The following is a 12,544-nucleotide window of genomic DNA, read 5'->3' as shown; positions in this document are numbered from 1 at the left end:
GAAGCGCACGGCCCGCCCCGAACCCCTGGTGAAGGTGCGCGTCCTGCCGCCGAAGCTGCCGAGCCTGCCGGCCCTGCCCCGGCCGCCGAAGCGCACGGCCCGCCCCGAACCACTGGTGAAGGTGCACGTCCTGCCGCCCGGGCTGCCCCGGATCCGGCTCGCGCGCCCGCGCCTGAAGCCGTTCCGTGAGCGCAATCCGGTCGTGGTCGGCGCGGTCGGCCTGACCGTCCTCGCCCTGCTCACGGTCGCCGCCTTCAACGCCGACAGCCTGCCGCTGATCGGCGGCGGCGACACCTACAGCGCGGACTTCTCCGAGGCGGGCGGGCTCAAGCCGGGCGACGAGGTGCGGATCGCCGGGGTCAAGGTCGGCAAGGTCGAGGACGTCGGCCTGGCCGGCGACCACGTCAAGGTCACCTTCAAGGTGAAGGGCGACCCGGCGTTCGGCACCGACACGGGCGCGTCGATCCGGGTCAGGACGATCCTCGGCGCGAAATACCTGGCCCTGCACCCGAAGGGCCCGGGCCGGTTGCGGCCGGGCAGCGAGATCCCGCTCCGGCGGACCGTGTCGGCGTACGACGTCGTGCAGGCCTTCAGCGACCTGACCACCACCACCGAGGAGGTCGACACGGACCGGCTCGCGAAGGCGCTGGACACGATCTCCGTCACCTTCCAGGACTCGCCCGCGGAGGTACGGGCGTCGATCAAGGGGCTGTCGCGGATCTCCCGGACGGTCGCCTCCCGTGACAAGGCGCTGCGCGGGCTCCTCGACCACGCGAACGGAGTCACCAAGGTGCTGGCCGGCCACTCGAAGGACTTTACGGCGCTGGTGAAGGACGGCGACGCGCTGTTCCAGGAGATCGGCAGGCGGAGTGCGGCGATCCACCAGCTGCTCAAGAGTTCCGCGCTGCTGGGCATCGAGCTGTCCGGCCTGGTCGACGACAACCGCAAGGAGATCGGGCCCGCCCTGAAGAACCTCAACACCTTCGTGAAGATGCTCGAACGCAACCAGGCGAGCCTCGACCGCAGCGTCCAGCTGCTCGCCCCCTATGTGCGGCTGTTCACCAACACCCTCGGCAACGGCCGGTGGTTCGACTCCTACGTCCAGAACCTGGTCGCCGCCCCGGTCACGCCGCGGACGGGAGGCACCCGATGATCCGCAGACTCCTGGCCCTGTTCACCGCGCTCGCCGTCGTCGTGGCGCTCGCCGTGGTGCTGTGGCCGCACTCCGACACCGTGCGGGTCACCGCCTACTTCCCGCGCACCGTCGGCATCTACCCCGGCTCCGACGTCCGCGTCCTCGGCGTCCGCATCGGCGAGGTCGAGAAGATCACGCCGCAGGGCGGCCGGGTCCGCGTGGAGCTGGCGTACGACCGGGGCCGCAAGGTTCCGGCCGACGCGCAGGCCGCCATCGTCAACTCCTCGGTGGTCAGCGACCGTTATGTGCAGCTGCTGCCGGTGTACCGCAAGGGCGCGGTCCTGCGGGACGGCGACGTCATCCCCGAGTCCCGTACGGCCGTCCCCGTCGAGCTGGACCGGATCTTCGACAGCCTGCACACCACCGCCGAGGCGCTCGGCCCGAACGGCGCCAACAAGAAGGGCTCGCTGTCCCGGCTGCTCGGGGTGAGCGCGGACAACCTCCAGGGGCAGGGCAAGAACCTCAACCAGACGGTCGAGGACCTCTCCCAGGCGGTCACCACGCTGTCCGACGGGCGCGGCGACCTGTTCGGGACCGTGCGGAACCTGCAGGTGTTCACGGCCGCGCTGGCGGCGGACGACAGCAGCGTGCGGTCGTTCGACACCGACCTCGCCGACGTGGCCGGGCAGCTCGCCGGGGAGCGCAAGGATCTCGCGGCCGCGCTGAAGTACCTGGCCGTGGCGCTCGGTGACGTGTCCGGCTTCGTGAAGGGCAACAAGAAGGCGCTGACCTCGGACGTCAAGGGCCTGGCGAAGATCACCCGGGTCCTCGTCACCCAACGGGCCGCACTGGAGGAGCTGTTGACCGTCGCCCCCGCGGGCCTGTCGAACCTGCAGAACGCCTACAACCCGGCCGCCGGCACCCTCGACACCCGCAACAACCCCCAGACCCCGCAGGACCCGGCGTCCCTGCTCTGCTCGATCCTGAAGACGACCGGGGACGACCACGACGGCTGTGCGGGGCTGAAGAAGCTCTTCGGCTCCCTGCCCGAGCTGCCCTCGGCCCCGGCGGGCACGGGCACGGTCGACAAGACCCTCGGCGGAATCCTGGGGGCACGGGCATGAGCGTGCAGCGCAAGGCGCGGGCGGCCGCCTGGACAGCGGTCGGCTCGCTGCTGCTGACCGGCTGCGAGTTCAACGGCTGGTACGACGTCCCGCTTCCCGGCGGCGCCGCCTCGGACGGCCACGCCTACCACGTCACCGTCGAGTTCCGGGACGTACTGGACCTGGTGCCGCAGTCGGCGGTGAAGGTCAACAACGTCACGGTGGGCACGGTCGAGAAGGTGCAGCTGGACGGCTGGCACGCGCGGGTACGGCTGCGGATCGCCGACTCCGTGAAGCTGCCCGGCAACGCGGTCGCCGACCTGAGGCAGACCAGCATGCTCGGCGAGAAGTACGTGGCCCTGTCCGCGCCGACCGGCACCGCACCCGTGGGACGGCTCCGCGACGGCGACCGCATCCCGCTCTCCCGCAGCGGCCGCAACCCGGAGGTCGAGGAGGTGCTGTCCGCCCTGTCCGCGCTGCTCAACGGCGGCGGGGTGGCCCAGCTGAAGACGATCACCGTCGAGCTGAACAAGGCCCTGAACGGCCGGGAGGACCGGGTCAGGTCCCTGCTGAAGCAGCTCGACACGTTCCTCGGCGGGCTCGACGGGCAGCGCGCGGAGATCGTACGCGCGCTCAAGGGCGTCGACCGGCTGGCGAAGCGGCTGAAGAAGGAGAAGAAGACGATCGCCCAGGCCGTCGACACCATGCCGCCCGCCCTGAAGGCCCTGGCCGACCAGCGCCGGGACCTGACGAAGATGCTCACCGCGCTGTCCGGGCTCGGCAAGACCGGCACCAAGGTGGTGAACGCCTCCCGGGACGACACCGTCGCCAACCTCAAGAAGCTGCAGCCGATCCTCCAGCAGCTGAACAAGGCGGGGGACGACCTGCCCGACTCCCTCGAAATCCTGACCACTTACCCCTTCCCGCGCAACGCCGCCGACGCCGTCAAGGGCGACTACGTCAACCTGAAGATCACCGCCGACCTCGACCTGGCCGGCCTCTACGGCAACGTCAGCGACAAGCCGGGCAAGGGCAGGAAGTCCCCGACACCCAAGCCCCCGGGCCTTCCCGGCATTCCCACCCCCACCCCCCTGCCGTCCCTGCCGGACATCCCGTCTCCACCGGCTCCCCCGTCCCTGCCCGGCACCCCGTCCGTGCCTCCCGCGCCCTCGAAGCCTTCCGACGGCAGCACCCTGCTGTGCCCGCCGGTGTGCACCGCGGCCTACGGCGACGCGGACGGCTCACGTCACCTCCCGCCCGGGATCGATCTCGGCCTCGCCGAGCTGATGCTGAAGGGGATACTGCCGTGATCACACGTACGGTCAGGGCCCAGCTGCTCGCCTTCGCGACCGTCACCGCCCTCGGGGTGTCGTACGTCGGCGCCCGGTACACGGGCCTGGTCGACGACGTCCTGCACCGCGGGTACACCGTGCGCGCCGACTTCGCCGAGTCCGGGGGCGTCTTCCCCGGCGCCGAGGTCACCTACCGCGGTGTGCCGGTGGGCCGCGTGGGCGATCTGCGGCTGACCGGCTCCGGGGTGTCGGTGGCGCTGAAGATCGAGGACGGCGCCCCGAGGATCCCGGCCGACACGCTGGCGGTGATCGCCGACCGGTCGGCGGTGGGCGAGCAGTACGTCGACCTCCAGCCGCGGGAGACGGGCGGGCCGTACCTGATGGACGGCAGCCCGATCCCGCGCAGCCGCACCCGGACCCCGCTGCCGGTCACCGACCTGGTCCTCAGCCTCGACCGGCTGGTCAACTCGGTCGGCAAGAACGACCTGCGGGTCACCGTCGACGAGCTGGGCAAGGCCTTCGCCGGCACGGGACCCAACCTGAGCCGTCTGGTGGACTCCGGCAACGCGCTCGTGGAGTCGGCGTCCGCGTCGCTCCCGGAGACGACCTCGCTGATCGAGGACTCCCGGAAGGTGCTCAGGACGCAGGCCGAACAGGGCTCGGCCATCAAGTCGTTCTCCCGCGATCTGGCCGAGCTCACCGCGCAGCTGAAGTCGAGCGACGGGGATCTGCGCCGGCTGATCGGCAATACGGCGCCCGCCGCGCAGGAGGTCGACTCCCTGCTGAAGTCCACGCGGCCGCATGTGCCGGTCCTGCTGGCCAACCTCGTCAGCGGCGGCCAGATCACCGTGGCCCGGCTGCCCGGCGTGGAGCAGGCCCTGGTCACCCTCCCGATCAACGTGGCGGGCAGCTACACGGTCGTCCCCGGCGACGGCACCTTCCACTTCGGGCTGACCGTGAACGCCGACGACCCGCCCGCGTGCACCCGGGGCTACGGCACCCCACGGCGCGATCCCGCCGACACCGGCACGCGCCCGGCGAACACCCGCGCGCACTGCACGGCACCGCGTGGCGGCCCGACCTCGGTGCGTGGTGCGCAGAACGCCCCCGGCGCGCCGCATGGTCCGGCCGGCGCGGACCGGGCCGCGTTCGTGGCCCCCTACGACCCGGAGACCGGCACCGTGACCGGCCCGGACGGCACGCCCGTCGAGATCGGCTCGACGGGCGGCGAACAGACCGTGTTCGGAAAGGAGTCGTGGCAATGGCTGCTCGTGGGACCGATGGCATGAGAGGGGGGCGCATGCGGCTGCTGTCGGCGGGGCTCGTCGCCGCGACCGTACTGACGTCCGTGCTGGGTGTCTGGCTGGGCCTGAAGCTGGCCGACCAGCGCGCGGCGGAACAGCGCCGTCAGGACATCCTGGCGGCGGCCCGCCAGTCGGCGCTGAACTTCACCTCCCTCGACTACCGGCACTACGACCGGGACAGCCGCACCGTGCTGAAAGGCGCCACCGGCGACTTCAGGAAACAGTTCGCCGCGCAGACCGCGCAGCTGACGAAGCTCGTCGCGCAGAACAGGTCGGTGTCCGAGGGGCAGGTCCTGGAAGCGGGCATCGTGCGCTCCGGCGAGCACTCCGCCCGGGTCCTGGTCGTGGCCGACAGCAAGGTGACCAACACCGCCGCGCCCGAGGGCCAGGCGCGCACCTACCGGCTCCAGCTGGATCTCGTGCGTGTGGGCGGCCGCTGGCTGACCTCCGACGTCGCGTTCGTCGGCTGACCCGTGAGGCCATCTGTGAGGAGAGACACCGTGGCGAACCCGACCACCCGTACTCGCGGCACCGGCTCCCCGGCCCGCCGCACCCTGACCGCGGCCGCCCGCGCGGCGGCCAAGCGCGCCGGGCGCCCGGTGCGCCCCGAGCCCGGCGCCCTCGGGGCGGAGGAGACGCCCGCCGGCCGCACCCTGCTCATCGATCCCCCGGCGAACGGCTGGGAGGACCCGCCGGAGCCCGAGCCGTCCGAGGTGTCCGAGCCGCCGGAGGCCAAGTCGCCCGAGGCGTCCGAGTCGTCCGAGGAGCCGGAGGCCGAGGCGCCCGAGTCGTCCGAGGAGGAGCCGGAGGAGGGCGCGCCCGGGCGCCGGATCGGGCGGCGGGTGCTCGCCGCGGTGCTCGGCGTCGTCCTCGTGGCGGCCCTGGCCGTGGCCGCCGTCCTCGGATGGCAGTACCGGCAGGGGCGACAGGCGGAACAGGCCCGCGGCGAGGCCGTCGCGGCGGCGCGGAGGGCGGCGCCGGTGGTGCTGTCGTACGACTACCGGCACCTGGACCGGGACTTCGCCCGGGCCCGCGCGCTGCTGACCGGGCACTTCCGCGACCAGTACGGCAAGACCACGCAGACGGTGGTCGCGCCGACCGCGACGAAGTACCACGGCGTGGTGAAGGCGACCGTGGCCGCACCCGGCGACGGCGGCGCCCCGGCGGTCTCCGTCGTGTCAGCAGGGCCGGACAAGGCCGTCGTCCTGCTCTTCGTCAACCAGGTCACCGAGAGCACACAGGTCCCCGAGCCCCGGCTGGACCTGAACCGGGTGCGGATGACGCTCGCCCGCACCGCCGACGGCTGGAAGGTGAGCGGCGTCGACGCCCTCTGACCAGGCCTCTCTCAGTGCCCTCGCGCAGTACGCGCGGGGGCACTTTTTCGTGGGCTCTCTTGACAGTCCTCCCCCCTCCCAGGCAGTCTTCCATTAAGCAGAAACCAACTTCCGCAATATGGAATTACAGGGAAGGGAGCGCCGCCCCCGTGGGATTTGCAGACCAGCGCTTCAACGTCAACCTGTCGATCCTCTTCACGGAACTCCCGCTCCTGGAGCGCCCCGCGGCCGCCGCCGCGGCGGGCTTCACGGCGGTCGAGCTGTGGTGGCCCTGGGTCGACTCCGCCACCCCCGAGCAGACTGAGCTCGATGCCCTGAAGAAGGCGATCGAGGACGCGGGCGTCCAGCTCACGGGGCTGAACTTCTACGCCGGACAGCTGCCGGGCCCGGACCGCGGCGCCCTGTCGATCCCGGGCGAGGAGTCGGAGAAGTTCCGCGCCAACATCGACGTGGCCGCCGGCTTCGCCGCCTCCCTCGGCTGCACGGCGCTCAACGCGCTGTACGGCAACCGCGTCGAGGGCGTGGACCCGGCCGAGCAGGACGCGCTCGCCCTGGAGAACCTCGTCCTCGCGGCGCGGGCGGCCGACCGGATCGGCGCCGTCCTGCTGATCGAGGCGCTGAACCAGCCCGAGTCGCCGCTGTACCCGCTGGTGAGCGCGCCCGCCGCCATCGGGATCGTGGACAAGGTCAACGAGGCGACGGGCCTCGGGAACGCCAAGTTCCTGATGGACCTGTACCACCTGTCCATGAACGGCGAGGACCTGCCCTCGGTCATCGAGCAGTACGCGGCGAAGACCGGTCACGTCCAGATCGCCGACAACCCCGGCCGCGGCGCCCCCGGGACGGGCTCGCTCCCTCTGGAGGAGCTGCTCGACCAGCTCAAGAAGGCCGGTTACGACGGCTGGGTCGGCCTGGAGTACAAGGCCGGCGACCGCCCGAGCGCCGAGGCCTTCGGCTGGCTCCCGCGTGAAGCGCGCGCCGCGCGCTGACCCCCCTGACTTTGCACAGCAGTTGAGAGAGGCACCCCCATCATGAGCAACCTTCCCAAGATCGCGTGGATCGGCCTCGGCATCATGGGCTCCCCCATGTCCGAGAACCTGATCAAGGCGGGTTACCAGGTCACCGGCTTCACCCTGGAGCAGGAGAAGCTGGACCGGCTGGCCGCGGCCGGCGGCACGGCCGCCTCCTCCATCGCCGAGGCCGTGCGCGACGCCGACGTGGTCATCACGATGGTGCCCGCGTCCCCGCAGGTGGAGGCCATCGCCTACGGCCCGGACGGGATCCTGGAGAACGCCAAGCAGGGCGCCCTGCTGATCGACATGTCCTCGATCACCCCGCAGACCTCCGTCGACCTGGCCGCTGCCGCCAAGGACAAGGGCATCCGGGTGCTGGACGCCCCGGTGTCCGGCGGTGAGGCCGGCGCCATCGAGGCCGTACTGTCGATCATGGTCGGTGGCGAGCAGGCCGACTTCGACCAGGCCAAGCCGATCCTTGAGGCGCTGGGCAAGACCATCGTGCTGTGCGGCCCGCACGGCTCCGGCCAGACCGTGAAGGCGGCCAACCAGCTGATCGTCGCCGTGAACATCCAGGCCTGCGCCGAGGCCGTGGTCTTCCTGGAGAAGTCGGGCGTGGACCTGGCTGCCGCGCTGGACGTCCTCAACGGCGGCCTGGCCGGCTCGACCGTGCTGACGCGGAAGAAGGACAACTTCCTCAACCGCGACTTCAAGCCGGGCTTCCGCATCGACCTGCACCACAAGGACATGGGCATCGTCACGGACGCCGCCCGCAACGTCGGGGCCGCCCTGCCGGTCGGTGCCGTGGTCGCCCAGCTGGTCGCCTCGCTGCGCGCCCAGGGTGACGGCGGCCTGGACCACTCGGCCCTGCTGCGCGCCGTGGAGCGCCTCTCCGGCGCCCAGGTCTGACCGCCCCTCCAGACTTCCGGGCCGCGGCGCCGCTGACACCTGTCCTGTCGCGCCCAGGCGGCGCCGCGGTCCGGAATCAACTTCAACAAACTGTTGACGCTCAGATCGCCCTACTTCTAGGCTCCACAAAGCGGAAGAAGATTTCCGCTGCCACCCGCACGGAAGGTCCACGATGTCGAAGCGCGTGCTCACGGCGCGAACTCTCACTACGGAGTCCGGCGCCCCGGTCGCAGACAACCAGAATTCCGCCTCGGCCGGCGTAGGCGGCCCGCTCCTGATCCAGGACCAGCACCTCCTGGAGAAGCTCGCCCGCTTCAACCGCGAGCGGATCCCGGAGCGCGTGGTGCACGCCCGTGGTTCCGGCGCGTACGGCCACTTCGAGGTGACGGACGACGTCACCGGCTTCACCCACGCCGACTTCCTGAGCGAGATCGGCAAGCGCACCGAGGTGTTCCTGCGCTTCTCCACGGTCGCCGACTCCCTCGGCGGCGCGGACGCCGTCCGTGACCCGCGCGGCTTCGCCGTGAAGTTCTACACCGAGGAGGGCAACTACGACCTCGTCGGCAACAACACCCCGGTGTTCTTCATCAAGGACCCGATCAAGTTCCCCGACTTCATCCACTCGCAGAAGCGCGACCCGTTCACGGGCCGTCAGGAGCCGGACAACGTCTGGGACTTCTGGGCGCACGCCCCCGAGGCCACGCACCAGGTGACCTGGCTGATGGGCGACCGCGGCATCCCGGCGTCGTACCGCCACATGAACGGCTACGGTTCGCACACCTACCAGTGGACGAACGCTGCGGGCGAGGCCTTCTTCGTCAAGTACCACTTCAAGACGAACCAGGGCATCCGCTCCCTGAGCAGCGAGCAGGCCGCGGAGCTCGCGGGCAAGGACCCCAACTCCCACCAGACGGACCTGCTCCAGGCCATCGAGCGGGGTGTGCACCCGTCCTGGACGCTGTACGTCCAGATCATGCCCGCGGCCGAGGCGGCGGACTACCGCTTCAACCCGTTCGACCTGACCAAGGTGTGGCCGCACAAGGACTACCCGCTGCAGCGCGTGGGCCGCCTGGTGCTGGACCGCAACCCGGACAACGTCTTCGCCGAGGTCGAGCAGGCCGCGTTCTCCCCGAACAACTTCGTGCCCGGCATCGGGCCCTCCCCCGACAAGATGCTGCAGGGCCGCCTGTTCGCCTACGCGGACGCGCACCGCTACCGCCTGGGCGTCAACCACACCCTGCTCGCCGTGAACGCCCCCAAGGCGGTCCCGGGCGGCGCCCAGAACTACGGCCGCGACGGCTTCATGGCGGTCAACGGCCAGGGCCGCGGCGCCAAGAACTACGAGCCGAACTCCTACGACGGCCCGGTGGAGACCGGCCGCCCGCTGTCCGCCCCGCTGGCGGTCTCGGGCCACACGGGCACCCACGAGGCTCCGCTGCACACCAAGGACGACGACTTCTTCCAGGCGGGCGAGCTGTACCGGCTGATGTCCGCGGAGGAGAAGTCCCGTCTGATCGCGAACATCGCCGGTGGCCTCTCGCAGGTCTCCCGCGACGACGTGATCGAGAAGAACCTGGCCCACTTCCACGCCGCCGACCCCGAGTACGGCAAGCGCGTGGAGGAGGCGGTCCGCGCCCTGCGCGAGGACTGAGACCAGTAACCCGCAGGCAGCGTGCGGGATCCGACGGGAGGTCAGGATCCTCGCACGCGGCCCGCGCGGCACGCCGGACGGCCCGGATGAGGGGTGGCCGTACGGCGGCCGGCGCGGGCAGGGCGAGGACCGTGGCGGCGTGCGAGCCAGTGCGGTGGTGAAGGACCGAGTCCCCTTCTCGACCAGAGGGAAGGGGCCCCGGCTCCGTCGCATCCGCCGCGGTCCCACCCAGTCCCCTTCTCGGGGCCACATGCTCCGTCCGGCGGCGCGAACGACCTGTCGCGCCCAGCCTCGCGCCGTCGGACGGTCACCACACGGACACGAAGCGCTCCCCCGGCCAGGGGGAGCGCTTCGCGCTGTCCGGGCCCCACGTGCGGGCCGGACGCGCGGGCCCGGCGTGCGGGCCGGCCGTATCCGCCGCACGCTGAACACATGGGCAATACGCAGTACCCGCACATCGTGGTCCACTCCCCGGCCCTGGACGGGTCCCGGCGGGTCACCGAGGGAGACGTGACGCTGGGGATCGCCTCGCATCTGGACGATGTCGTGGAGATCCTGCGGCTGGCCGATCTCGACCGGATCGAGGTCGAGGAGAGCGATCTCATCGAGTGGCAGGGCGGCGGACCCGACGACTGGCCCGGGCTGTCGGAGCACGAGCTGTAGCAGCCGGCCGTACGGCAGCGGTCGTAGGCGGGCTACGCCATCCTCAAATGAACCTCTGAAGACCGCGCTTGAGGCTTCAACCGGCCCCGCGGTAGGGCAGATTACGTGCATCAGGGGCCCGCCGGCACGGGGGCGGCGGGCCCCGCACGGGGGAGCACGACGGGGGATGCCACGGGGGACGCGAAAGGGCGGCCCGTCCTTCTGGACGGGCCGCCCTTGGTGTGCCTGGCGGTGTCAGACCTTCAGCGGCTTGATCGACGTCGGCGCGTGGCCGGGCTCGGTGGCCAGCTCCTCGAACTCGGAGATGTCACTGATGTCCATGGTGCGGCTCATCGAGATGTTGGTGATCCGCTCCAGGATCGCCTCCACGACGACCGGCACCCGGTACTCCGCGGCCAGCTTCTTCGCCTGCTCGAACGCGGCACCCAGCTGGTCCGGCTCGGTGACCCGGATCGCCTTGCAGCCCAGGCCCTCGGCGACCCTGACGTGGTCCACGCCGTAGACGCCGATCTCCGGAGCGTTGATGTTCTCGAACTCCAGGTTGACCTGGAAGTTGATGTCCAGGCCGATCTGCGCCTGCCGGATCAGGCCCAGGTAGGCGTTGTTCACCAGGACGTGGACGTACGGGATCCTGTGCTGGGCGGCGACCGCCAGCTCCTCGATCAGGAACTGGAAGTCGTAGTCGCCGGAGAGCGCGACCACCGGGGAGTCCGGGTCGGCCTTGGCGACACCGATCGCGGCCGGGATGGTCCAGCCGAGCGGGCCCGCCTGGCCGCAGTTGATCCAGTGCCGCGGCTTGTAGACGTGCAGCATCTGCGCGCCGGCGATCTGGGAGAGGCCGATGGTGGTGACGTACCGGGTGTCCGGGCCGAAGGCCTTGTTCATCTCCTCGTACACGCGCTGCGGCTTCATGGGCACGTTGTCGAAGTGCGTACGGCGCAGCAGGGTGGCCTTGCGCTCCTGCGTCGAGGCGACCCAGTCGGCGCGGTCGGGGAGCTTGCCCTCCGCCTTCAGCTCCTTCGCCACCTCGACGAACAGCTCCAGCGCGGCCTTGGCGTCGGAGACGACACCGTAGTCCGGCGGGAAGATCTTGCCGATCTGCGTGGGCTCGATGTCGACGTGGACGAACTTCCGCTCGCCCCGGTAGACGTCGAGCTTGTAGCCGGTGTGGCGGTTGGCCCAGCGGTTGCCGATGCCGAGGACGAAGTCGGACTCCAGGAAGTTGGCGTTGCCGTACCGGTGCGAGGTCTGCACGCCGACCATGCCGGCGTTCAGCTCGTGGTCGTCGGACAGCACGCCCCAGCCCATCAGGGTCGGGACGACCGGGGTCTGGGTCAGCTCGGCGAACTCGACGAGCAGCTCGGTGGCGTCGGCGCCGATGATGCCCCCACCGGCGACAATGAGCGGGCGCTCCGACTCCAGAAGAAAGGAGATCGCCTTCTCGATCTGGGCGCGGGTCGCGGCCGGCTTGTAGACCGGCAGCGGCTCGTACGTCTCCGGGTCGAACTCGATCTCGGTGAGCTGGACGTCGATCGGCAGGTCGATCAGGACCGGCCCGGGACGGCCGGAGCGCATCAGGTGGAAGGCCTGCTGGAACACGCCCGGGACCTGCGCGGCCTCCAGGACGGTGACCGCCATTTTCGTGACCGGCTTGGCGATCGAGGCGATGTCGACGGCCTGGAAGTCCTCCTTGTGGATCACGTTGGTGGGCGCCTGGCCCGTGATGCACAGGATCGGAATGGAGTCACCGATGGCCGAGTACAGGCCGGTGATCATGTCGGTGCCGGCCGGCCCGGAGGTGCCGATGCAGACGCCGATGTTGCCCGGCCTGGTACGGGTGTAGCCCTCGGCCATGTGCGAGGCACCCTCGACGTGTCGGGCGAGGGTGTGATGGATGCCGCCACCCTCCTTGAGCGCCTTGTAGAACGGGTTGATCGCCGCGCCCGGCACACCGAAGGCGTCGGTGACGCCCTCGCGCTTGAGGATCTCAACTGCCGCGCGGGCAGCGGTCATACGAGCCATCGAGTACTCCTGCTTCGGCTGTCGGATGCGTACTCCCGTCGCGCCCCGCGGTGAGCACAGTCTTCAGCGTGGTCAATTCCGCATTACGGAATTTAACTTCTACTATCTGGAAGTAATG

The 12,544-nt window shown here is 70.7% G+C and carries 11 protein-coding genes; 10 read left to right on the top strand and 1 reads right to left on the bottom strand.

Annotated features, from left to right (window positions below):
- The first annotated feature begins 142 nt into the window (after positions 1-142).
- The 10 genes from ACIGXP_RS28365 (at position 143) to ACIGXP_RS28320 (ending at position 10,404) form a co-directional block, all read left to right on the top strand.
- The gene (locus tag ACIGXP_RS28365) at positions 143-1,153 is read left to right on the top strand and encodes an MCE family protein (RefSeq protein WP_399773078.1); all 1,011 of its coding nucleotides are present in this window, start codon (positions 143-145) and stop codon (positions 1,151-1,153) included.
- Positions 1,150-2,259, top strand: a complete 1,110-nt coding sequence (locus ACIGXP_RS28360) for an MCE family protein (RefSeq protein ID WP_399772951.1) — start codon at positions 1,150-1,152, stop codon at positions 2,257-2,259. Before ACIGXP_RS28365 ends, ACIGXP_RS28360 begins: the two co-directional genes overlap by 4 nt.
- Entirely contained in the window at positions 2,256-3,548 is a 1,293-nt protein-coding gene (locus ACIGXP_RS28355) for an MCE family protein (RefSeq protein WP_399772948.1), read from the top strand. The genes ACIGXP_RS28360 and ACIGXP_RS28355 overlap by 4 nt, the downstream gene beginning before the upstream one ends.
- Positions 3,545-4,819: an MCE family protein gene (locus ACIGXP_RS28350; protein ID WP_399772945.1), complete on the top strand. Its 1,275-nt coding sequence runs from the start codon at positions 3,545-3,547 to the stop codon at positions 4,817-4,819. Before ACIGXP_RS28355 ends, ACIGXP_RS28350 begins: the two co-directional genes overlap by 4 nt.
- An 11-nt stretch (positions 4,820-4,830) precedes the next feature.
- Entirely contained in the window at positions 4,831-5,304 is a 474-nt protein-coding gene (locus ACIGXP_RS28345; RefSeq protein ID WP_399772942.1) for a hypothetical protein, read from the top strand.
- A gap of 30 nt (positions 5,305-5,334) precedes the next feature.
- On the top strand, positions 5,335-6,168 hold the full coding sequence (locus ACIGXP_RS28340) for a hypothetical protein (RefSeq protein WP_399772939.1): 834 nt from the start codon (positions 5,335-5,337) through the stop codon (positions 6,166-6,168).
- A 149-nt stretch (positions 6,169-6,317) separates the two neighbouring features.
- Positions 6,318-7,157: a TIM barrel protein gene (locus tag ACIGXP_RS28335; RefSeq protein WP_399772937.1), complete on the top strand. Its 840-nt coding sequence runs from the start codon at positions 6,318-6,320 to the stop codon at positions 7,155-7,157.
- Between the two features lie 42 nt (positions 7,158-7,199).
- Positions 7,200-8,090 carry a 2-hydroxy-3-oxopropionate reductase gene (locus ACIGXP_RS28330; protein ID WP_363219465.1) on the top strand — a complete coding sequence of 297 codons (891 nt, stop codon included), beginning with the start codon at positions 7,200-7,202 and terminating at the stop codon, positions 8,088-8,090.
- Between the two features lie 172 nt (positions 8,091-8,262).
- Entirely contained in the window at positions 8,263-9,741 is a 1,479-nt protein-coding gene (locus ACIGXP_RS28325) for a catalase (RefSeq protein WP_363219464.1), read from the top strand.
- Between the two features lie 432 nt (positions 9,742-10,173).
- On the top strand, positions 10,174-10,404 hold the full coding sequence (locus ACIGXP_RS28320) for a hypothetical protein (protein WP_055703649.1): 231 nt from the start codon (positions 10,174-10,176) through the stop codon (positions 10,402-10,404).
- 234 nt (positions 10,405-10,638) lie between these two features.
- Here the strand turns inward: ACIGXP_RS28320 and gcl are convergent, their stop codons facing one another.
- Positions 10,639-12,426 carry a glyoxylate carboligase gene (gene gcl, locus ACIGXP_RS28315; RefSeq protein WP_399772934.1) on the bottom strand — a complete coding sequence of 596 codons (1,788 nt, stop codon included), beginning with the start codon at positions 12,424-12,426 and terminating at the stop codon, positions 10,639-10,641.
- Between the last annotated feature and the right edge of the window lie 118 nt (positions 12,427-12,544).

It is taken from the genome of Streptomyces sp. NPDC053069, assembly GCF_044546895.1.
Taxonomy (GTDB): domain Bacteria; phylum Actinomycetota; class Actinomycetes; order Streptomycetales; family Streptomycetaceae; genus Streptomyces.
Note: the sequence above shows the minus strand (reverse complement) of the source record. Positions and strands in the feature narration are given on the sequence as shown.

What these genes read in the sequence shown, in the direction of transcription:
- ACIGXP_RS28360 (WP_399772951.1), top strand. Translation starts at nt 1,150, where the DNA reads ATGATCCGCAGACTCCTGGCCCTGTTCACCGCGCTCGCCGTCGTCGTG.
- ACIGXP_RS28355 (WP_399772948.1), top strand. Translation starts at nt 2,256, where the DNA reads ATGAGCGTGCAGCGCAAGGCGCGGGCGGCCGCCTGGACAGCGGTCGGC.
- ACIGXP_RS28345 (WP_399772942.1), top strand. Translation starts at nt 4,831, where the DNA reads ATGCGGCTGCTGTCGGCGGGGCTCGTCGCCGCGACCGTACTGACGTCC.
- ACIGXP_RS28330 (WP_363219465.1), top strand. Translation starts at nt 7,200, where the DNA reads ATGAGCAACCTTCCCAAGATCGCGTGGATCGGCCTCGGCATCATGGGC.
- ACIGXP_RS28325 (WP_363219464.1), top strand. Translation starts at nt 8,263, where the DNA reads ATGTCGAAGCGCGTGCTCACGGCGCGAACTCTCACTACGGAGTCCGGC.
- ACIGXP_RS28320 (WP_055703649.1), top strand. Translation starts at nt 10,174, where the DNA reads ATGGGCAATACGCAGTACCCGCACATCGTGGTCCACTCCCCGGCCCTG.
- gcl (WP_399772934.1), bottom strand. Translation starts at nt 12,426, where the DNA reads ATGGCTCGTATGACCGCTGCCCGCGCGGCAGTTGAGATCCTCAAGCGC.